The organism is Bacillus sp. TCT6 (assembly GCF_056033845.1).
Window position 1 is genome coordinate 3,423,610 of the sequence record NZ_JBVYHX010000001.1, and the last position, 23,876, is coordinate 3,447,485.

At 34.0% G+C, this 23,876-nt stretch carries 16 protein-coding genes and 1 pseudogene; 2 read left to right on the top strand and 15 right to left on the bottom strand.

Features of this window, described 5'->3' with window-relative positions; translation table 11 throughout:
* Positions 1-27: 27 nt before the first annotated feature.
* The 3 genes from AC0ONG_RS17315 to AC0ONG_RS17325 form a co-directional block, all read right to left on the bottom strand.
* Positions 28-1,770 (bottom strand): methyl-accepting chemotaxis protein, encoded by a 1,743-nt coding sequence (locus tag AC0ONG_RS17315; protein WP_000008933.1) that lies wholly within the window; start codon positions 1,768-1,770, stop codon positions 28-30.
* A gap of 221 nt (positions 1,771-1,991) precedes the next feature.
* A complete protein-coding gene (locus AC0ONG_RS17320) occupies positions 1,992-2,813 on the bottom strand; it encodes a peptidoglycan-N-acetylglucosamine deacetylase (protein ID WP_000694602.1) in 822 nt (273 codons plus the stop codon).
* Positions 2,814-2,947: 134 nt separating this feature from the next.
* Entirely contained in the window at positions 2,948-3,451 is a 504-nt protein-coding gene (locus AC0ONG_RS17325; protein ID WP_000833555.1) for a DUF3902 family protein, read from the bottom strand.
* Between the two features lie 671 nt (positions 3,452-4,122).
* Between AC0ONG_RS17325 and AC0ONG_RS17330 the strand changes: the two genes are divergently transcribed.
* Positions 4,123-4,677, top strand: coding sequence for a helix-turn-helix domain-containing protein (locus AC0ONG_RS17330; protein WP_001059761.1), 555 nt, complete (start codon positions 4,123-4,125; stop codon positions 4,675-4,677).
* A gap of 148 nt (positions 4,678-4,825) precedes the next feature.
* Here AC0ONG_RS17330 and AC0ONG_RS17335 read toward each other — a convergent pair whose 3' ends face one another.
* Positions 4,826-6,253 (bottom strand): S-layer homology domain-containing protein, encoded by a 1,428-nt coding sequence (locus AC0ONG_RS17335; RefSeq protein WP_000837503.1) that lies wholly within the window; start codon positions 6,251-6,253, stop codon positions 4,826-4,828.
* A 650-nt stretch (positions 6,254-6,903) separates the two neighbouring features.
* Between AC0ONG_RS17335 and AC0ONG_RS17340 the strand changes: the two genes are divergently transcribed.
* Entirely contained in the window at positions 6,904-9,087 is a 2,184-nt protein-coding gene (locus tag AC0ONG_RS17340; RefSeq protein WP_133963738.1) for an S-layer homology domain-containing protein, read from the top strand.
* A 466-nt stretch (positions 9,088-9,553) separates the two neighbouring features.
* Here the strand turns inward: AC0ONG_RS17340 and AC0ONG_RS17345 are convergent.
* From AC0ONG_RS17345 to spoVS, 11 genes and pseudogenes are all read right to left on the bottom strand, one after another.
* A pseudogene (locus AC0ONG_RS17345) lies at positions 9,554-9,841 on the bottom strand (SMI1/KNR4 family protein); the annotation flags it as partial.
* 156 nt (positions 9,842-9,997) lie between these two features.
* Positions 9,998-11,503: a UvrD-helicase domain-containing protein gene (locus AC0ONG_RS17350; RefSeq protein ID WP_228491485.1), complete on the bottom strand. Its 1,506-nt coding sequence runs from the start codon at positions 11,501-11,503 to the stop codon at positions 9,998-10,000.
* A gap of 382 nt (positions 11,504-11,885) precedes the next feature.
* Positions 11,886-13,829: a DNA mismatch repair endonuclease MutL gene (mutL, locus tag AC0ONG_RS17355; RefSeq protein WP_153599011.1), complete on the bottom strand. Its 1,944-nt coding sequence runs from the start codon at positions 13,827-13,829 to the stop codon at positions 11,886-11,888.
* Between the two features lie 8 nt (positions 13,830-13,837).
* A complete protein-coding gene (mutS, locus tag AC0ONG_RS17360) occupies positions 13,838-16,516 on the bottom strand; it encodes a DNA mismatch repair protein MutS (RefSeq protein WP_000195989.1) in 2,679 nt (892 codons plus the stop codon).
* Between the two features lie 180 nt (positions 16,517-16,696).
* The gene (cotE, locus tag AC0ONG_RS17365) at positions 16,697-17,239 is read right to left on the bottom strand and encodes an outer spore coat protein CotE (RefSeq protein WP_001288799.1); all 543 of its coding nucleotides are present in this window, start codon (positions 17,237-17,239) and stop codon (positions 16,697-16,699) included.
* Positions 17,240-17,364: 125 nt separating this feature from the next.
* Positions 17,365-17,796: a YlbF/YmcA family competence regulator gene (locus AC0ONG_RS17370; RefSeq protein WP_000870460.1), complete on the bottom strand. Its 432-nt coding sequence runs from the start codon at positions 17,794-17,796 to the stop codon at positions 17,365-17,367.
* 3 nt (positions 17,797-17,799) lie between these two features.
* Positions 17,800-19,329, bottom strand: a complete 1,530-nt coding sequence (gene miaB / locus AC0ONG_RS17375) for a tRNA (N6-isopentenyl adenosine(37)-C2)-methylthiotransferase MiaB (RefSeq protein ID WP_001005392.1) — start codon at positions 19,327-19,329, stop codon at positions 17,800-17,802.
* Between the two features lie 428 nt (positions 19,330-19,757).
* Positions 19,758-20,624, bottom strand: a complete 867-nt coding sequence (locus AC0ONG_RS17380) for a 2-oxoacid:ferredoxin oxidoreductase subunit beta (RefSeq protein ID WP_000190155.1) — start codon at positions 20,622-20,624, stop codon at positions 19,758-19,760.
* The gene (locus AC0ONG_RS17385; RefSeq protein WP_000625417.1) at positions 20,611-22,368 is read right to left on the bottom strand and encodes a 2-oxoacid:acceptor oxidoreductase subunit alpha; all 1,758 of its coding nucleotides are present in this window, start codon (positions 22,366-22,368) and stop codon (positions 20,611-20,613) included. Before AC0ONG_RS17385 ends, AC0ONG_RS17380 begins: the two co-directional genes overlap by 14 nt.
* Before the next feature lie 225 nt (positions 22,369-22,593).
* On the bottom strand, positions 22,594-23,553 hold the full coding sequence (locus AC0ONG_RS17390; RefSeq protein ID WP_003279695.1) for a dipeptidase: 960 nt from the start codon (positions 23,551-23,553) through the stop codon (positions 22,594-22,596).
* A 22-nt stretch (positions 23,554-23,575) separates the two neighbouring features.
* Positions 23,576-23,836 carry a stage V sporulation protein SpoVS gene (gene spoVS / locus AC0ONG_RS17395; RefSeq protein ID WP_000404341.1) on the bottom strand — a complete coding sequence of 87 codons (261 nt, stop codon included), beginning with the start codon at positions 23,834-23,836 and terminating at the stop codon, positions 23,576-23,578.
* Positions 23,837-23,876 lie beyond the last annotated feature (40 nt).

Here is a 23,876-nt window from a genome sequence, read left to right on the forward strand (position 1 = left end):
AAGTTACGATGGTCTTTTTTATTGTTCTTACATTATATTTGATTGCTCTTTGTCTTGCTTCTCGATAGTAAATTTTGAAACTAATGCTGACAATGCTTCTACTTTTTCTTTTATTTTGTTAGATTGATTCGATATCTCCTCGATTGATGCTGCTTGTGATTGGATAGACTGTACAGTTTGAGTTGTTTCCTTAGCTACTTGCGTAGCAGTTTCAGAAACACTGGACATAGAGGCATTGACTTCTTCTGTACCCGCAGACATTTCTTCTGTCGCTGCAGATACTTCTTGAATTTGACTAGTGATTTTATTAATAGCCAACATAATAGATGAGAATGCTTGATCTGCTTTATTAGCTGTTTCTTTTCCTTCTGAAGCTTTTTGTTGGCCTTTTTGCATTGCAGCAACTGTATCTTTTGTATCTTTTTGAATGGCTTGTATTAAATGATTGATTTCATATGCAGATGTTTTAGACTGCTCAGCTAAATTTCCAACTTCCGCTGCCACTACTGCAAATCCTTTTCCGTTTTCTCCAGCACGTGCAGCTTCAATTGATGCGTTTAAGGCAAGTAGGTTTGTTTGTTCAGCAATATTAGTGATTGCATCCAGAGCTTTATCTATTTGTTGCGTACGTGTAACAAGCCTCTCAATTACTTTAGAAGTTTCTTCAACAACCTCATGAATACTATTCATTTGAAGTATAGATTGTTTTATCACTTCACTACCAGAATTGACTTGTTCTGTTGTTGTGACAGCCACTTCTGTAACCGTTGCTGAAGATTCAGCTACTGTTTGAACTCCAGTCGCAATTTCTTCCATTGATGAAGAGCTTTCTTGAATACTAGTAACTTGTCCTTCTATTTTTTTATCAACCTCGAATATAGTTTGAACTACCTCTCTTGATATATGAGATGCTCGTGTAGTATCTTGCAACATTCCATTGGTAGAAGAAATGACCTCTTGCGTTGTGATTTTTACTTCTCCAATTAATTGTTGTAAGTTATCCAGCATACTATTAAAAGACTTCACAATGCTTCCCAATTCATTATTTGATTTATAGGTAGTACGTATCGTTAAGTCACCTTCAGATACTCGCTCCATATCTCTTTCTAATAGTACAATTGGTTGTTTAATCGCACTTTTAATGATATAGCCAATAAAAATAACAATTGCAATTGCTATAATAGAGATACTAACAAATAGCATCATGGTATTTGTTGCACTGTCAGTATTATTTTTTTGTAATTGATCTGCATTATTATTATTAAATTGGATAAGTTCACGAATAGCCTGAATTGACTTTTTCATATTAGGGTCAACCTCTTTTAGGTAATAAGCATATGCTTCATCATTATTAGATTGTCCCAAATCTTGCACGTTTTTCAGTTGTGTTCTTAATTCTTTAAATATTGTATAAAATGTGTTATACAATTCCCTTTCTCTACTAGAACTAACTCTAGTCTCAAACTTCTTTAATAACTGATCAGTTTCTGTACGAGCTACATCTATTTCATTTAAAAGCTCCTTTATTCGTTTTTCATCTTTTGATAGGATCGTTTCTTTTACATTCATATTGATCAGATAAAAATTAGACTCTATAGCTCCTATCCACTGGATTGGTAATAAACTATCTTCATACATAGTAGTAGAAGCATGCTCCCCTTTTTTAAGGCCCCAAAACCCTAGTATAGATAATATAATACAAGAGACACTTGCTATAACTACCATTGCGTTTAGTGTTGTGCCAATTTTACTGTTTTTTAAAAACGACAATTAAATTCACTCCATTTTTATATAATGATTAAATAATTTATTGTATAAAAATAAAAAACATTTAATTATTTATATACAATAAAAACTATATACTTACATTTAAATAATAAAAAATAAATGGTTAAAAGAGCGTGTTGGTATATATTTAGATCAACGCGCTCTTACATATATTTAAACCCTATATCAATTTCTTATTCCATTCATTTAACTCATAAATACTTTTATATCCGGCTATCATGCCAGAAGTTTATTGGAAAATGATTGTTCTCATCATAAGCTTCAAATTCATACCCTTTTTCTTTTAATCCTTTTATAATTGCTGGAACAGCCGCAACAGATTGTGGATGAATATCGTGCATTAAAACAATTTCCTTTGAAGACGTCGCACCTGCTAAGACATTTTGAACAATTTTTGCGGCCGCTACATCCACAGGTAGTTTATTATATTTCCAATCTAGAGAGTCAATTGTCCAATCCCATACTTTTAAATTATTTCCGACCACTTCATTTCGAAGTGATTCATTTAATCCAGGCATTGATCCATATGGTGGGCGTGTTAATTTCGGGGAGTTTCCAATAACATTTCTAATTAAAGATTGATCCTCTTTCATTTCCTTAACATATTCCTGATTGGTGTATAACTTTTTAAAATTATGTGTCATACTATGCATACCCACATAATGGTTCTCTACATGCTCTCGTTTCACTAAATCTGGGAACCTTTTCACATTATCGCCAATTAAAAAGAATGTTGCTTTCACATCATTTTTCTTTAATACATCTAATAGATTAGCTGTATATTTTCCTGGTCCATCATCAAAAGTTAAATATGCAACTTTTCTTTCTTTACCATCAAAACGATTAGGTATCGATTTTTTCAATTCATTTTTAGGTAGACTGCTCACTTGTTGAACACTATTTGCCTCTTTCGCATTTACCAGCTTAGGATTCGTAATAGATTGAAACATGTAATACCCTATTGCTACTAATGTAATAGCCAACAATACACTTATAATTCTTTTTTTCTTAAGCTTAATTTTCATATTATAATCTTCTTTCTATCCTATTATTTCACTTTATGTTGTTTAGTTATATTATCCTATTAGCTTATAAAGTTCTTTAACTTAACCAATGTCAATTTTGGATTACTTATTTTAATAATCTATATAGGTAAAAATTAGTGTCCTGCACTAGCATTCATGCCATTTCCTATGATAGTTAGAACCAAAGGATATAATACTGGTCCTAGGGTAAGGAAAATGTTTAAAATTACAATAAATGTATATAACAGGCTGTAATTTTGACTATTTTGATGTACAAATACTAGGATAACTAATGTTATTATAGTAATGAAATGTAGTAATAACATTATCAACCAATAATACATCATTATAGTAAGATTCGCCTTTCCTAATAGTTGGCATGTTATCCCTATTATTATTCCTAATACTGTAGAATTAAAGGAAATAAACAAAATTCTTTTTAATATTCTAGATAATGTTTTGTGATCCACAGTTTTATTATATAAGCCTATTAAAATGCCCAAAGATAGATATGCCAGTAATAACCCTACCCAATCCCAGATCCAATCTTGACCTCCCATTAAAGTAAACAAAAGCGAAATGACCCCTCCTACTGCAAGAATCAAGGAGATTATAATGTTAGTTAAAGCTGATTTCATAATGTTTTCACTTCCTAAAAAATTTTATAATAAAGCATTGGTGTTTACTCATATGTTGTCATTTATTTATTTATTTATTAGAACTTCTTTTTAATTAACTGAGAATCTGTTTGCTTGTATTTTCTTCCATTACTTTTTTTGGAATCACACTTCCTCCTGCTCTCTATACAATTTGTGTACCTTGATTCAATTTATGTTTTAAATCATTATTTTGTAAAGAGCCTCTCCCCCCACTTTATGCAATTTAATAGGTCTAATCATTCCTGCTAATATTGTTGGTTCTAGCTAAATAACCTCTTTACCCACTATTTTTTTTAATAGTTTATATAAATGATTATCACCAACTGTATATGCCCCACATAAAAATGGTTCCATTGCTTCCCCTACAAACCCAGATGCTATTCCAAGTGCCAGTCCATCCGCTATTGCATTATTGTCAATCCCAAAATCTTATACAGAAATTCAATCATATAATCAGGTCATCATACTTAATAGTTCACATGGAAAAATAAGTATCAATCATTTCTCGTCTTATTTACTATTCTCACAACTATGCAGGTGCTTGAAAATTAATCATACTTTATTATAATTAAGTATATTAACAACATGTTTAGTATAAGTGAATAACATTAATTTTAATTTTATTTACTTATTTAAAGGGGATTACGCATATGAACAATATTAATATCGGTGAAAAAATTATGATATTTAGAAAAGGTGCTGGATTAACTAGTAAACGGTTAGCTGAATTAGCTGATATAACACCTTCCATGTTAAGTCAGATTGAGAAAGGAATCACGAATCCATCCTTACAAACACTAAAACTAATTTCTGCAGCATTAAATATTGCTTTATTTAATTTTTTCTTAGAAGATACCATTACAGAAGAATTAGTTGTAAGAGCTAATCAAAGAAAAAAAATAACTTTCCCTGAAAGCGGCAATGTTTCGTATGAGTTATTATCACCTAATTTAGATGGATCACTGGAATTAGCTTTAATGAATCTGTTACCTCAAACCGCTTCTTCTATGGAGCCTATGGCACATAAAGGTGAAGAAATAGCATTTGTTATGGAAGGACAAGTAAAACTATATCTAAATGATGAGGTTTTACTTCTTAACCCAGGTGATAGTGTTAAAATCCCACCATACGTAAAACATAAATGGGAAAACACTTCTTTACACAAAGTCACTGTTATATTTGGAGTAACCCCACCATCTTTTTAATTTCAAGTACTAGCGCATAAAAGTTAGAGAAAATAATTCTCTAACTTTTTTGTGTACATAACTATATTTAAAAAAGTAAAAAACTTGTCTCATAATTATATGTCATTTAAATCTAAACGATTATGAGTAGTGAAAGAGACCTTTCTAATTACATACTTAATTTACTTTTTAATGTCCAGTATTTTTCTCCAGTAGTGTCAAAAGAGAATTCCACCCATCCATTTGGATCTTCACGATAAATAAAGATGTTTGTTCCACGAGTTACTGTACCAACTTTATTTTCCTCGACTGCTACATCTGATTTACTTTTAATTTTTAAGCTAAATGGATACGGTACATGGTAATAAGCAGCTGTTGATACAACATTTGCTGTTGTCCCATCTTCATACATGTTATATAGAATGTTATTAGATAACGCTTCAACATCTAATGTTTCAGGATTTTTTGGTAATTTTTTTGCAGATGTATAGTCTTCCCCACGGAAAGGTTTAATACGTTCCATAATATTTGCAATTTTTCCAGCCCAGCCTTTGTCTGATGCATATTTTACGTTCATACCAGCTAATGTTGGTCCATTATAATGCATGCCATCTTCTTCTAAATATCTTTCTCGTACATAATTGGCATTATAAGCAATACTGTCACCGTAGGTTGGTAAATATTTTGCATATTTAAACGGATCCTTATCATACGCGCGTAACCCAAATAAATTGTGTTTTCGATATGCGATTTCTGATTTTCCATATCCAGACTCTAAAATTGCATGTGCTGCTAAATACTGTGCATTGACACCGTATTGATTTTGCGCATTAATAAAGTCTTGCCCATGTCCAACTAACGGACTATCTGAATGGTATTTTGCAATAAAACTATCAATCTCTTGGGCTGTAATTTTCGAAGCCACTGTTAAATTTAAATCCTCATACGAAGTAGCAGTAATGATTTCTTTGTCTTTTAAACCATTATTTTGATTTTGTTGTAACATATCTGTTTTAGCAGTAAGTTGAGCGGCCTCGGCGCGTGTTATAGACCTATTTGGTTGCCAACCATTATCAGTACCATTGGAAATATTTAAGTCAATTAAAATATTGGCATACTTTTCTCCCCAATGCCCTTTTAAATCCTCAAATTTACCTTGGTCATTATTATTTGCTGTACCTTGTAATTTATAAGCATTTACTAGCATCGTCGCCATGGCAGCGCGAGTTACTTTACCGGATGGATTGAAAAGGCCATTCCCTTCGCCTTTAACAATGCCAGCTTTTTCAGCTGCAGCGATATAAGGGGTAGCCCAATGGCTTTGTGCATCTGTAAAGGATGGTTTTGCATCAAAGTCAATTTGTATACCTAATACTTTTGTCATAATTTTCGTAGCGGAAGCTCTGTCTAATGAATCATGTGAACCAAAAGTTCCATCTGGATAACCAATTATGACTTGTTTATCCACTAAATAGTTTACAGATTGCTCTGCCCACTTGGGAACATCAGGAAATTTGTGAGTATCTGCAAATATATTAGATGAGTAGGATAGTAGACTTCCTGCAATAATTCCTGTAGCAATTAACTTGGATTTCATAAAATATTCTCCTTCTAAATCTTAATTTCTATCCATTTTCATGCATTTAATTTACGTTATCCCTTTATTAAGAATTAGTAATAAAAAATTGCAATAAATGTTGGTGAGCTTATTGAATAATTAACTATATTGTTAATGGACAATATAGTTAAAGAGTTGCATAAATAAAGGTTCTTTCCCCAACAGATTATATAGAGAAAAGATTTTCTATCAATATGTATCTTTTAAAAATTTTTAAGCATAACTTACATTTGGTTCAACGATTTTAGCCGCCTGTATATAAGTGTCAATGAACAAATATAAGTTTATATTCAATTTTTTTAATTAAATTCAAGTTAGTTTTTGTATACTTGTTAAACTAGTATACAAACTTGAAAACCAATCTCAATTAATCACCATTAATTATAGTTAAGTATACATTAATACGTCAACACCTTATTAATTTTCAGTAAATAAAATTAATTTATACTGATTTTTTTATGTCGATATTAAACATTTTTGTAAAATTTATTCATTGACACTCATACATATAAGTAACTATAATCGTTACACCAAATTGAATAGATGTCAGCAGCATCACAAACATATAAATATAAAAATAAAAAATCTCAATTTGGTAATACAATAGATTGGTAGAGGTGTGTATTTTTATGAAGCGCAAATTAATTACAACAGGTATCCTTGCAGGAGCTATATTATCTTATTCTTCTAATATTTTAGCGGATACTCACAAATTTCCTGATGTTCCCAAGTGGGCAGAGCAATCTGTAAACTATTTAGTGGATAAACAAGTCATAATTGGTTATCCAGATGGAACTTTTGGCTCAAACGTTACGTTAGATCGAGCTTCCGCTGCAACAATTATAACAAAAGCTTTAGGAATAGAAATCGATCCAAAAGCCAAACCTTCTTTTACAGACTCTCAAGACCACTGGGGCGCTCCCTATATTGCTGCAGCTGAAAAAGCTGGCATTGTTAAAGGCGAAGGGAATGGCCTTTTCAATCCATCCGGTAAAGTAACTCGCGCTGCCATGGCAACGATGCTAGTAAATGCTTATAAACTACAAAGTACAGCAAGTAATAACGCCCAAAGTAAATTTGAGGATTTGAAAGGACATTGGGGAGAAAAGTATGCCAATATTTTAATGGACTTAAATATTTCCAATGGTACGGATAATGGCTGGCAACCAAATAGGTCTATAACACGCGCTGAAGCCGCTCAACTTACTGCTAAAACTGATATGCTGTCAAGAGATATGAATAGTGAATTAAAAGAAAAAGACTATACAAGTACTAATACTCTTCTAAATCAGCACCAAAAACTTTCAGGCAAAGTAATTGAAAAAACGAATGACGGATTGGTTGTTTCTGGTAAAAATTCAAGTGTATACGCTATCGTTTCTTCCCCTGAGGTACTTAAAGATATTCAGATTGGGGATACCGTTACCGTTTATGCTCCTATGTTTATAGGCTCAATACCAGGTGATCCAGCTACAGCTAAATATGCAATTGTTCAAAAAGAAAATGAAGAAAACGTTCTAAAAAAACAATATAAAATGCACACTGGAAGTGTAATCAATAAAAAGAAGGACACAATCCAAATTTCTAATGAAGGCCTGACTGTTACTGCTGCTGTTTCTTCTGAAGTGCTTGAGGATATTCAAGTTGGGGATACCGTTACTATTTATGGGGCATCCTTTATGAGTAATATGGCAAGTGGTGATTTATCTGCTAAAGCTCCAATCATTGAAAAGTTGGCAAGTAAGACAGTGACTGCTAATACAAGTGTAGATAAATCGAAATCTATATCAGAAGTCGATAAAAAAGAACAAAATGCTCTGAATCAACATCAAAAACTTTCTGGTAAAGTAATTGAAAAAACAGAAGACGGATTAGTGGTTTCTGGTAAAAACTCAAGCGTATACGCTATCGTTTCTTCCCCTGAGGTACTTAAAGATATTCAGATTGGGGATACTGTTACCATTTATGCTCCTATGTTTATAGGCTCAATACCAGGTGATCCAGCTACAGCTAAATATGCAATTGTTCAAAAAGAAAATGAAGAAAACGTTCTAAAAAAGCAATATAAAATGCACACTGGAAGTGTAATCAATAAAACAAAGGACACTATTGAAATTTCTAGTGAAGGTTCGACGGTTAGAGCTACCGTCTCTTCTGAAGTCTTACAAGATATAAATATTGGAGATACCATTACTATTTATGGGGCATCCTTTATGAGTAATATGGCAAGCGGTGATTTATCTGCTAAAGCTCCAATCATCGAAAAGTTGGCAAGTAAGACAGTGACTGCTAATACAAGTGTAGATAAATCGAGGTCTGCATCAGAAGTCGATAAAAAAGAACAACATGTTCTAGATCAACACCAAAAACGTTCAGGTAAAGTAACTGAAAAAACAGAAGACGGATTGGTGGTTTCTGGTGAAAAGTCAAGTGTATACGCTATCGTTTCTTCCCCTGAGGTACTAAAAAATATTCAAATTGGGGATACCGTTACCGTTTATGCTCCTGTTTTTATAGGCTCAATACCAGGTGATCCAGCTACAGCTAAATATGTAATTGTTCAAAAAGAAAATGAAGAAAACGTTCTAGAAAAACAATATAAAATGCACACTGGAAGTGTAATCAATAAAACAAAGGAAACAATCCAAATTTCTAGTGAGGGCCTGTCTGTTACTGCTGTTGTTTCTTCTAAAGTACTTGAGGATATTCAAGTTGGGGATACCGTTACTATTTATGGTGCGGATTTTATGAGTAATATGGCAAGTGGTGATTTATCTGCTAAAGCTCCAATCATTGAAAAGCTGGCAAGATAAGCAAAAGGAATCCAATGGGAAAATCCCAATACTACTAAGTAGATAGATGCTATTGCTCTAACATCTATAATTGTGTTAATTATTTAAAACTGATATAAATTTGCTTTGTCTAAAGTTAAAAACAAGAAGCTCCTTAATTATAAGAAGTTTCTTGTTTTTTGTATAAGTGAATGTGATATATAATTATTAAAATAGAATATGTTATTTCTCATGAATCTATTAATTAAGAATAATTTGATGGATATTTTATTCTAAACTAAATTTTTGCAGATTTATAGTACTAAATACATGTAATCTTGCGTGAACGTATAGGTTTAAATACTACGTTACCCCTCCCTTCAAAAATATTATGTATGAAATAAGAGAATCTTTCCCGATTTTTGCTGTTCGAAAGATGTCGGGTGCTTTTTATTAAAACCAATAAATGATAAAAATATAAAGGATAAGCTATGGTATAACTCATCCTTTATTCTTCATCATCAAATTCATATAGACTATCAAGCAATTCTGTAAATGCTGGACAAACAGGATATATTGCTTCCTCTATGTCTTCTTCCTCATGATCCCAGAATACGATTGATGGTGAATCACTGGTATCTCGATAATCGAAGCATAAAAGATTACCAAATGGATCTCAAGCAAAAGGATAAATTTTATCAGGTAATCTATCTTTCGTATTATTATATGTTTCTAGAATGGAGTATTTTTTATTAGAATCTAAGGTTAAAAGATTATTAAGTGAATTTTCATCTTGGAATAAAACTTAGATTTTCAAACAACATTATTGTTATATTTTTTATTATAGTGAATTATCCTAAATCAAAATTAAACAATTATATTTTCATTTTACACGTTGAGAAGAATACCTATTTCATTTTAATATTTGTCACTTACAAATATTCTTAGAATTTTAATTAACATCTATAACTTCCCATCCAGCTTCAATAGCCATTCCCCTTTTTTCATCTACTGAATCTCCTAAATTCATCTTATTTATAGCCACCACAGCTAAATGTGTCGGCCTACTTAACGCTACATAAGCTGTTTTTAGTGCATCCCTAATTACCTCAGGTAAATATCCAGATTCAGTTTCATAATTACGATAATTTCCAATTAAAAAGTCAAAAATCTCCGTAAAATCATAGAATATGTCTGGATTATTAAAATCCCCTTTCCTTATCTTTGATTCTAAAAGAAGTGTTGCTTTATGAGTCTCACCTTTAACGGAATGAACTGTTCCAAAGCAAATATCTTGTTCTACCAATTCTATATCTAACATCTGGTCATTTTGGATGAGCTGTTGTCCTCGCTTATAACTAATATAATTCCTCTCAATTCTATTACATACACGTTCTGTACAATGATTTAATACATCTTCATTATTAAGTATCATCTCTTCTAATTCAATAATTCTTTTATATATTTTAACGATTTCTTCCTTAATATCCTCGTTTACAACTCCCTCAGCACCATAAATTTCTTTTATACACACCGCTATCTTAGACTTTATATCTATAAACTTTTCTTGTCTCAATAAATTATTAAAGTAATTAAGAGAATATGCTGATTTTCCCTTCGGTAACCGATCATTTGTATGCTTCACATACATTAGTAACCCTTTCATTACTATCTCATAAAAATTTTTAATTATCGTTTCTGTTTTTGGCTTTACATCACTGTTTCTTTTATACCTAGTATAATAATTTTTCACTTCATCATGCATTAAACCTACTGCTCCTATTTTTTTGGTACTCCACTTAAACTCTGTATTAGTATCTGATAAACTCTTTACTAAATTTAAGTACTCATTTATAACATTATTTTTAGAGTTATATAATAATAGGTACGGTTTAAATGATTTTTTATTAGGATTTCCTCTTAGTACTTCATATTTTTCAATACAAGTAGTCCTTAAAACTTTTGCGATGCTCTCACCAAAACGTGTACTATATGATAATTCAAGTTGCGGTATCGTTTCTCTAGATGGTACCCAAGCATCTTCCCCTTTTCCAAACATTGTATACAGCGCTTGATATGGATCTCCAAATTTTTGTAGTATTGTTAATCCATTATTAAATATTCTCATTAATAAATCATATTGTATCTCACTTGTATCTTGTGTTTCATCAATAAATGCCCACAAAAACCGTTTTCCAAATGCGTTCTTAATACGATGTTCGTACTTTTTTATATACCAATTTGAAAATGATATAGTATCATTATGCCTAAATATCCCCATTTCTAACAAATCCCTAAAGGTATTAACCACCTCTTCTCGACACCACTCATTGCACTCGCCTATTAACTCTAGGCTACCATCATTTAAAAATTCTAAATATGTTTCTTTTATTCGAGTCGTAGGGGCAAAAGAGGAACTATATTCACTGAAAATTTCAGCGAATTTTTCTTTATACATCTCCTCTTCATCTAATAACGCTTTTTTATTTGGATATAATTCTTGATACGCCTTAGAAGTAAAAAATCATGTATAGTTCCTATAAAGTTGGGATATCCAAAATTAACTATTTTCACATTTACTTATGAGAATTCAGCTTTTTTCGTTTCGAGGTATTTCCTTTTCTTTCCTTGACGACAATACCTACTTACATTAGAACCTAAAAAATTAATAAAAACGAAGCGACTTATTTCAATCGCTTCGTTTTCTCAGCTCATAACTTTTCCAAAATAATAACAAAAATAAATTATTTCTTTTTGATTTTTCTCTAGTCTAATTAATTTTTCCCTAGTCTAATTAATTTTTCCCTAGTCTAATTAATTTTTCCTTTTTGACATTCACTCTACATAACCCTCTTAAACATCTTCTCCAACTCATAAGTAGAATGATGCACAAGAATCGGTCTTCCGTGCGGGCATGTATACGGGTTTGTTGTTGTACGTAGTTCTTCCAGCAAAGCAAATATTTGATCGTTCGTTAAATATTGATTTGCTTTAATAGATGCTTTACAGCTCATCATGATGGCTGCTTCTTCACGTAATTTCTTAATATCAACTTTTTTTAGTTTAACAACTTGCTCCATCATTTCATCGATAATTTCTGTTTCTTGTCCTTTCGGGAACCACGTTGGGTGCGAGCGGACGATAAAGGATTGATGGCCAAATTGCTCCAAGAATAGACCGACTTTTTTCAGTTCTTCTAGTTGCTCTTCAACACGTAAAAATTCAGTAAGAGATAAATCGATACGGTACGGTACAAGCAGTTCTTGTACTTCTTGCGCTACCCTTCCTACTTTATCACGGAAATATTCATAGTTGATACGTTCCTGCGCAGCATGTTGATCAATCATATATAAGCCTTTATCATTTTGAGCAAAAATATATGTTCCATGCATTTGTCCAATTGGATAAAGTGGCGGTAAGTCATTACCGTTCATTTCAATCTCTTTGATTTCCCGAACTTCTTCTTCCAATTCCTCTAATTCAAAGTCCTCTTCATTACTGTCCCACGATTTCTCTTCTCGAATTGGTTCTTCCATTATCGGTCTAGTAGATGGCTGCCAACTTTGTTCTTCTCTTACGAGCGACTGTGGTGGTTGCCATTCTTGTTTCGACGGTTGCCACAGTTGTGCTGACTGTTTCACAGGCAGCGGTTCTTCTTGTTTTTCATCCATGCCAGTTGGTAAAACAATGTCCGGCATGGATGGTTCTTTCGGCTTCGCATGCTCAAACTGGAACTGTTCTTGCACACTCTCGTCTTTATCTTTTTTCTTCGTTTTTACGCCTGCATCTGGAATGAGCTGTATTTTTTTAAATGCAGCTTGCAATGTTTCTTCGATAAGCTTTAGCAATTCTTGTTCTTTACTAAAACGAACTTCTAATTTTGCAGGATGTACGTTAACGTCAACAAGCATTGGATCCATTTCAATCGATAAAAATCCGATTGGATATCGTCCGACTGGCAGTAATGTATGATATCCTTGCTGAATTGCTTTCATTAATACAAAGTTTCGAACGTAACGGCCATTTACGATTGTTGACATATAATTTCGAGATGCTCTCGTTACTTCTGGTAATGTTACATAGCCTGTAATTGTGAAATCTAAAGATTCAGCTTCAATCGGAACAAGTTTCTTCGCAACTTGAATGCTGTAAATCGATGCAAGTACTTGTCTTACATCACCATTACCTGACGTATGAAGCAATTTCTTTTCATTATGAAACAGCTTTAACGATACTTCTGGATGTGACATTGCAATACGATACACAATATCTGTAATATTACCAAGCTCTGTATGAATGGTTTTCATATATTTAAGACGCGCTGGTGTATTAAAGAATAAGTTTTGTACTGTAATATCTGTTCCTTTTCGGCTCGCGGTTTTCTCTTGCTTTATAATGTCTCCACCTTTAATAATAAGGTGTGTACCAGGTGCATCACCTGTGCTAGTGATTAATTCTAATTCACTAACTGAGGCGATACTCGGCAATGCCTCACCACGGAAACCGAGTGTTCTGATGCGAAACAGATCGTTTTCATCTTTAATTTTACTTGTCGCATGTCGTTCAAAAGCTACGATGCAATCTTCTTCTGCAATGCCATCTCCATTATCAATGATGCGAATTTTCGATAAACCAGCTTCTTCTAAGTGGATTTCAATAGATGTACTATTCGCATCGATAGAATTTTCCACAAGTTCTTTTACGACTGAAGCAGGACGCTCTACTACTTCTCCTGCCGCAATTAAGTTAGAGAGTTGGTCATCGAGTTTGCGAATTTTCCCCATCTACTTACTCATCCTTTCTTTAACTTTTTCTGTAAGCGATACAGTTCGTTCATCGCTTCTAAAGGCGTCATATCAAGTAAATCAATTTTTTTAATTTGCGCCAGTACTGCTGTTTCTTTTTGATCTAACGCAAGCTTGTCTTGTTTCTTCGAAGACTGTTCTCCTCCAAAGAAAGATAGTTGTGATTCTTCCTCAGTCTCTACTTTCGCCTCTAGTACTTCTACTGGCTCTTCTTTTACAACTACAGGTTCTGGAATAACTTCTTGCTCCTGCACTTTCACTTCTACACGCTTTGGAATAATAATTTCTTCTTGTCCTTCTAGTTGTGCTAACACTTCTTTCGCGCGGGCAATTAAGCTATCTGGAAGCTCTGCAAGTTGCGCAACGTGGATTCCGTAACTTTTATCTGCTGCTCCATCTTGAATTTTATGAAGGAATACTACTTTACCATTCTCTTCAATTGCTGAAACGTGTACATTTTTCAGTTGATCTAAACTCTCTTCTAACACAGTCAATTCATGATAATGTGTAGAAAATAACGTTTTTGCCCCAATTTGGTCATGAATATGTTCAATGATTGCCTGTGCAAGTGCCATGCCATCATACGTAGATGTACCTCGTCCAATTTCATCAAATAAAATTAAACTTCTTTCTGATGCGTTTGCAATTGCATTTTTCGCTTCTAACATTTCGACCATAAATGTACTTTGACCTGAAATCAAATCATCTGCTGCACCAATTCTCGTAAAGATTTGGTCAAATACAGGTAATACTGCTTCTGTCGCTGGTACGAAACAACCAATTTGTGACATAACCGTTACAAGTGCTAACTGTCTCATATACGTACTTTTACCAGACATGTTCGGTCCTGTAATTAAAAAGACATCCATCTTCTCTGGCATAATACAATCATTCGGTACATACAATTTTCCGTTCAATACTTTTTCAACGACAGGATGACGACCATCTTTAATAAAGATTTCACGCTTCGTTGTTAGTACAGGTTTTACAAACTGTTCTTCTTCACTAACTGTCGCGAAACTTTGCAGTACGTCTAATTCACTAATTACTTTTGCTAAATGTTGTAATTTCGGAATAAATACTTTTACTTCTTCACGAAGTGCTGTAAATAAATCGTATTCTAGCTGTACAATTTTTTCTTCTGCTTCTAAAATTAACGTTTCTTTTTCTTTCAGTTCATCTGTAATGAAACGTTCAGCATTAGCAAGCGTTTGTTTTCGTTCGTAGCGGCCTTCTGGAAGTGCTGCAAGATTCGCCTTCGTCACTTCAATGTAGTAGCCGAAAATACGGTTGTACCCGATTTTTAACGATTTAACTCCTGTAATATCACGCTCTCGTTTTTCAAGCTCAGCGATCCACGTTTTTCCGTTTTTACTAACGTAACGATATTGATCAAGCTTGTCATTATAACCGTCTTTAATAATATCTCCATCTTTAATAGAAAGCGGTGGGTTTTCTTGAATACTTCTTCCTAGTAATTCAGTTAAGCTCTCACATGGATCCGCTCCTTGAATTAACCTTGCTGCATAAGCATTATCTAACAAACTAATCGCTTCTAAAATAGCTGGTACTTGAAGTAAAGATCGTCTTAACTGTAATAAGTCCCTTGCATTGACATTACCAAATGCAACTTTTCCTGCTAAACGTTCTAAATCATATACTTCTTTTAGTTTTTCTTTTAAATCTTCACGTAAGAAGTAATCATTTACAAATGTTTCAACCATTTCTAAACGCTCTTCAACTTTTTCTTTCTGAATAAGTGGACGTTCCATCCACTGTTTTAACATACGACCACCCATAGCTGTTTTTGTTTTATCCAATAGCCATAATAATGATCCTGTTTTTTCTTTCGTTCGAAGTGTTTCTGTCAGCTCTAAATTTCGCTTTGAATGCACATCAATTTTCATAAATTGATTCGTATAATAAATTTCTACAGGCTGTAAATGATCTAATGAACGTTTTTGCGTTCTTATCAAATAGTTAAATAAGCGTCCAATTGCTTTAATTAACTTTGCTTGCGAAACATTTTTCACAAGATGTTCTAATCCTTCAGGAATTGCCGTTGCATCTTCATATGAAATTGTCATTTTTAACGTTTCAGTTAATTTATTTAATTCATCTTTAGAAAATGAAGAATCTACAACAATTTCTTTTGAACCAGTTGCATACACTTCCAATAAAATATCTTCTACTGAACCAGTTAACAACGTTACTGTATTTTGTCCAGTCGTTAAATCATTACAAGCTAAAGCATATGATCCATCTTCAAAATGTGTTAATGCGGCTAAGAAGTTGTTTTCTTTCTCATCAATTGTACGCCCTTCCATCATCGTTCCTGGCGTAATTAGTTGTACTACTTCACGGCGCACTACACCTTTAGCTGTTTTTGGATCTTCCACTTGCTCACAAACAGCAACTTTATATCCTTTTTCAACAAGTTGTTCAATATAGTTTTTAGCTGCATGATGCGGTACACCGCACATCGGTATACGATCACTACTGCCACCATCTCGGCTCGTTAATGTAATCTCAAGTTCATGAGCTGCTTTAACGGCATCTTCAAAGAACATTTCATAAAAATCGCCTAATCGGAAAAATAAAAAGGCATCTTGATAGTCTGCCTTAACCTTTAAATATTGCTGTATCATAGGGGTATATTGCGTCATACTTTTCCTCCATAATTCTTACATAGTAATCAATTTTCATATATGTCACATTTCACGGACATCCATATCTCCTATTTCAGGAGTCTATCTTCATTATAACATATTTCATAAAGAATCATGTTCATTCAGCGCCACTTATGTAAAGTAAAAAGCTAGGAAGAACTTCTCCCTAGCTTTCTATTACTCTTCTTCTGCATCAACGATAAAGTTCGGATCTAATTCTTCAAATTCATCATCAGCAATTTGGAAATCATCATCTGATTCTACGCAGCCTTCAGGATTTACACTTACACAAATTTTCGTTTCTCCAACTACTTCTGTTACAAATTCACGTTCTACAGTTACAACAATTTTATTACCGTTTGGTGATACAAGCGCTTCTAAACAATTTGGTGGCTGAATAACACGAGCAATAATTTCTAAATCGTCACCAGAAAAGTTTTTATCACGATAACCAATGCTTACTTCGTCCGTGTAGTTCACGCGTTCTGTTACAACTTCAGTCTTTGTATTTCCATCAAATGAATACCAAGTGTTCACATCATAGAAACCTTCAATTTCCACATGCTTCCCATTCTTTCTTGCTTCGTACGAGTGGTTAATTACCCAGCACCCTAAAATACTTGTTGGTTCATTATTCGATTCACATGTATGCGTTGACTTTGTATACTTACGTCCTTTTCCAACCACTGCTTTTGTAATAATCTCTCTAAATTCGGACATTCGTAACCCTCCTCAATCACTATTCACTTAATCATATGCGTGACAATAGCGGAATGTGTCATTCTTTTTTTGAGAAGAACTTACGTTTAATCAACTAAAAAAAGAGATGTCAATATGACATCTCTTTAACAACCACAATTTCCTTTTTTACTTTCTACCGCTGCGCCAGTTTCACCCTTAAGTACATCGCCACCAGTTGAAATTAATATTTCATCTGTTACGTTGTTAGAAATTGTACTAGCAACTAACTGTAATAAGTCATTTACATATGTTTGTGAAGATTTAAATTCTTGTACGACTGGAATACTGTCTAACTTATCTTGCAATGCATCAATTTCAGCTTCTACCTTTTTTAAAGCTTCCCACTTCCCGTAATGCTGCAAGTTTACTGCTTGTTTTTGCAGTGCTTTAATTTCATCGATTGCGCGCTTTACATTTTCATTTTTATGAATTTGCGCCTCTGCTTTCTTAAAAAAATCAACTTCTTCTGTTTCAGAAATCATTTTTGCTAATTCTTTTGCTTGTTCAACAATGTCATCTTTCGAATATACTTTCATCTATTATTTCACCTCAATCGGCTCTTCAACTAATTCCCCGTTAAGAGACCAAGTTTTTGCTTCCGTTACTTTTACTTTCACAAGCTGACCAATTAAAGATTTTGAAGCGACGAAGTTTACAAGTTTATTCGTGCGAGTATAACCTGCAAGTACTTCCGGATTATTTTTACTTTCCCCATCAACTAACACTTCTACAATTTGACCTTTGTAACGACTATTCTTTTCAATTGCCAACGTATTTACTAGTGTATTTAAGCGTTGAAGACGTTCTTTCTTCACTTCCATAGGTACATTATCTTTCATTTTTGCAGCTGGTGTACCTTCGCGAGGAGAATAAATAAATGTAAAGGCAGTATCAAATCCTACTTCACGATATAACGACATCGTTTCTTCAAATTGCTCATCTGTTTCATTTGGGAAACCAACGATAATATCTGTTGTTAATACTGCATCTGGAATTGCTTCTTTAATTTTTCTTACAAGTTCTAAATAATGCTCACGTGAATATTTACGCGCCATAATTTTCAGCATATCTGTACTTCCAGATTGAACTGGTAAATGGATATGTTCTACTAAGTTGCCACCTTTGCCAAGCACTTCAATTAAGTGATCATCGAAATCACGTGGATGGCTCGTTGTAAAACGAATACGGGCAATATCAACTTTACGAAGTTCGTCCATTAAATCACCAAGACCGTATTCTACATCTTCAAAGTCTTTACCATATGCATTTACGTTCTGTCCAAGTAATGTAATTTCTTTATAACCATTCGCAGCTAAATGACGAATCTCTTGGATAATATCTTCTGGACGTCTGCTCCGCTCTTTTCCGCGCGTATACGGTACAATACAATACGTACAGAACTTATCACAGCCATACATAATATTTACCCAAGCTTTAATATCACCACGACGTACTTTCGGAAGGTTTTCAATTACGTCGCCTTCCTTTGACCATACTTCAACTACCGTCTCTTTCGAGAACATCGCATCTTTTAGAATGTACGGTAATCTATGAATATTATGCGTTCCAAATACCATATCTACATGCTGATTTTTTTGCATAATTTTATTTACAACAGATTCTTCTTGAGACATACAACCACATACACCAATTAAAAGGTCCGGATTTCTTCGCTTTAGTGACTTTAAATGGCCTAGTTCACCAAACACTTTATTTTCAGCATTTTCACGAATTGCACAAGTATTTAATAAAACTACATCTGCATCCTCAGTCGAAAAAGTTGGTTCATATCCAAGCGTTGTGAAAATACCTGCCATTACTTCCGTATCATGCTCATTCATTTGACAACCATATGTACGAATATAGAACTTTCTTCCTGTACCAAAATTGCGAAACTCTTCAGGTAAGCCAAAATCCCGTTCAATTTTAACTTCTTCTTTCCCTCGCTTTTTCGCATCCTTTAAGGAAGGTGGTTGATATACACTTTCAAAGTATTTACTATAATCTTTCTCTTCTTTTTTCGTAGAGGAATTTGCTTGTTGACTTGCTAATCGTTGTTGCTCGTTCATCGGTAATCTCCTTTCACCCTTAACTATACACACTCTATAGTCCATTTTAATGCGCCTAGACTCACCTCAAAAATGGTTAGATAGCTTGAGAGATAACTTGTCCTTTGAAACTTGAGTAATCAATCTAATCATTCATAAGAATGAAGTCTTCCCCACGCAAATAGACATTCCCTTTTTATTATTTCTTGTTGTCCTACCCAAAAGCATATTGCTTTATCCCTATAAACATTACCATAGTATGACCTGTTTCGCCAATTTTAACAATACAGAGGCCCTTTATTATCTTACATTTCATAAGCAATGAACTTGCCATTTTCATACAACGATTTATATATTATTTTACCATTCTGAATTTTCTAAGTAAATAAGACTACCCTATATTTTTCTAATAAAAAAAGGTTGCCACATGGCAACCTCCTCTTCTTATATTACATAAATTCAGCAACAAGCTCATCAAACATTTTCTGATCCATATTTAAATCAGATTTCACTAAAGGCTCTTCACTATAGCCTTTAACAAGTTCTTGATATGATGGTTGCTTAGTATTTTGATAAATTAAACCTGTTACTAAACCGTTATTTTCCATTAAAGTTTGCATAGCCATCATGCGATTAGATGGATCATATCCCTCTACTGTGCTTAGTTTCGTTAAATTCTCTTTAAACCAATCGTAGGTATTTACTTTATTGTAAGTAACACATGGGCTAAATACGTTAATTAATGAAAATCCTTTATGGTTAATACCAGCTTCAATAATTTGTGTTAATTCTTTTAAATCACTCGAAAAGCTTTGCGCCACAAATGTCGCACCAGCTGTTAAAGCCATTTCCATTACATTTAGTGATGGTTCAATTGAACCTTGCGGTGTGCTTTTCGTTTTAAATCCAGCTTCACTACGTGGTGAAGTTTGCCCTTTTGTTAATCCGTAAATTTGGTTATCCATTACGATGTACGTAATATCGATATTACGACGAATAGAATGGATTGTATGTCCCATACCAATCGCAAATCCATCACCATCACCACCTGAAGCGATGACTGTTAAATCACGATTTGCCATTTTTACACCTTGTGCAATCGGAAGGGCACGACCATGAATACTATGCACACCATATGAATTAATATAACCTGAAATACGGCCTGAACAGCCAATACCAGAAATAACAGCAAGTTCATCTGGATTTAAACCAACGTTAGCTGCCGCACGTTGAATTGCAGCTTGCACTGAGAAGTCTCCGCAACCTGGGCACCAGTTTGGCTTTACACTGTTACGAAAGTCCTTAAATGTTGCCATTTAATACAACCCCTTTTTTGCATTCGTTGTAAATCTCTTTCGGCAAGAATGGGTTTCCATCATATTTTAAAAGACTAGAAATTTTCTCACCATTACCAAGATTCATTTTCATAATGTTAGCAAGCTGACCTGTTGCATTGTTTTCTACTACTACAACACGCTTCGCCTTTTTCACAAGTGGATCGATTTCAGCTGTTGGGAAAGGGTGAATTAAACGTACATGAGCATGGTTTACTTTCATACCCTCTTGTTCTAAACGCGTCATTGCCTCTTCGATCGCACCACGAGTTGAGTTAAATCCAACAAGCAATACGTCTGCTTCTTCATGCTTAACATTTTTATAAACAGGGGTATTAAACTTCAAGTTCTCCATTTTACGGAAACGTTTGTCCATTTGATCTTTACGGTTTATTGCTGATTCCGATGGTTTTCCAGTTTCATCATGTTCTACACCTGTAACATGGTGAACACCATTTTTCATACCAGGTAAAACACGCGGTGAAACGCCGTCTTCAGTTACTTCATAACGCTTGAAGTATGCTTTATTTTCACGTTCTGGTAATTCCGCTTCTAAATCAAGCTTACCACGACGAATTTCCACTTTATCTAATTTAAGTGGTTCTACTGTTTGTTTTCCTAACGAAAGCTGTAAATCTGTTAAGAAAATAACAGGAACTTGATATTCTTCAGATAAGTTAAATGCTTCTACAATGTCATAGAAAGCTTCTTCAACTGTACTTGGCGCCATTACGATTTTTGGAATTTCACCATGCGTACCGTAAATCATCGCCATTAAGTCAGACTGTTCTTGTTTCGTTGGTAATCCCGTACTTGGACCACCACGTTGTGTATCAACAATTACTAATGGAGTTTCTGTAATACCTGCTAAACCGATTGCTTCCATCATTAATGAAAGACCAGGACCAGCAGATGCAGTTAATGTACGAACACCAGCATAGTTTGCACCGATTGCCATTGTACAAGCTGCGATTTCATCCTCAGTTTGGATTACTGTTCCGCCGACTTTCGGTAATTTTTTAATTAAGTATTCCATAATTTCTGATGCAGGTGTGATTGGGTATGCTGACATAAAACGAGCACCACCAGCTACCGCACCAAATGCGATTGCGTCGTTTCCAATCATAAACATGCGTTTTTTACCATCAGCTTTTTCAAGCTGCATCATGTTTACTTTCTCACCTAGTAATTCTTTCATATATTGAGAGCCGCGTTTAATTGCGTCCATATTCTTTTGAACGACTTGCTCTCCTTTACGACCAAAGATTTCTTCAACAACATCTAAATAAGCTGTTTCGTCTAATCCTAATACTGCACTTGATGCTCCAACAGCAACCATGTTTTTCATTAATGATGTGCCTAATTCTGAAGCAATATCTGTAAACGGTATCACATATAGATTTACATCTGTATTATCAGGTATTGTTGGATTAAATTTCGCATCCGCAACTACAATTCCACCTGGACGTAGTTCGTGGAAGTTAAAATCAATTGTTTCTTGGTCAAAAGCAATTAAAATATCTAAATCATCTGAGATCGCTCGTACTTCTGTTGTACTTACACGAATTTTATTATTTGTATGGCCGCCTTTTATACGTGATGAGAAGTGGCGGTAACCGTATAGGTAATATCCTAATCGGTTTAATGCAATACAGAAGATTTCTCCTGTACTTTCAATTCCTTCACCTTGTTGGCCTCCAACTTTCCATGAAAGTTGACTAATCATCTCCTACACCCCTTTTGGCTGCATTCATTGTAGTGTATTTTTTTACAGTAATAGTTTAGCATTTTTTATGCAAATAAACTACAACGGACGCAAATTATGCCTCTTCTGATTTCCCTGAATCTTTAGTATAAAGCTATTTTGTTTTTCATTCTAGTATTAGGTCTTAAAAAAAGCAATAAAATCAAATGAATTAATTTTAATTATTCTGAATTTTAAACCAAAAACTTAAAAACTCATATGTTCAACAAAATTATCATATAAAAATCTTTCTACAGTAGATGCAGCATAGTATTTATAAAGCTCATTCATGACATTTTCATAATCTCCGTAGGCAGATACATTGACAACCGTATCTACAATCCCATCAAAATCTGAACCAAACCCTATATTGTTTTCTCCACCTAGCGAGCAAATATATTCGATATGTTTTACTATATCTGTTATATTTGCTTGTCTTTCACTTGTTAGAAACTGCGGTACAAAAGTAACACCGATTATGCTATTTCTCTGTATAAGCGCTTTAATTTGTTCGTCATTTAAATTGCGTGGATGCTCACACAGTTTATAACAATTTGAGTGGGATGCAATTGGGTTATTTGCAATTTCTATCACATCCCAAAAACTTCTCTCATTTAAATGTGATAGATCCGTCCATAATTGCAAAGTATTCAACTCTTGTACAACTTGTCTACCAACAGTAGTTAAACCTGCTCCACGCGTCTCTAGCGCCCCATCAGCTAACAAATTCGCATAGTTCCATGTTAATCCGAAAGAACGTACACCTAACCGATAAAACAAACGTAATTTCATCGCTTCTTTGCCAATTGCTTCGCACCCTTCTAACGTTAATAGCGCGCCAACCTCGTCTTGTTTTAATCTATTTATATCCTCTTTCGTTCGGATAAATCTCACACCTGGTAGCGATAGAATTTCATTATAAAAAATATCTATCATTTGTAATGCCGCTTCAAATCGTTTTTCATACGTCACTGTTTCTGGCACATATATTGCAAAACATTGTATACTTCCTTGTCTTTCCTTTAACTGTTGAAATGTAATATGTAATTGCGGATCGTTTTTAAAATTCTTTTTTCCCTTTGCACTCCATAACTGAAAGAGCACATCACAATGAGCATCAAAAATTTTCATTTTCATTCCTCCATTATAAAAACAACCTGTTTGCATACTGCAAACAGGTTGTTTAAACTTAACGAGGTTCTACAATTAATTTTATTGCTGTACGCTCTTCGCCATCAATCATAATATCTGTAAACGCTGGGATACAAATTAGGTCCAAACCACTAGGCGCTACAAACCCTCTTGCAATTGCTACTGCCTTTACCGCTTGGTTTAATGCACCTGCACCAATAGCTTGAATTTCTGCTGTTCCGCGTTCGCGAATAACACCTGCAAGTGCACCAGCTACAGAATTAGGGACCGACGTTGCTTTAACTTTTAATATTTCCATTCCGCGTTTCCTCCTCGTTTCTTTAAAAAGTATTAGCAAT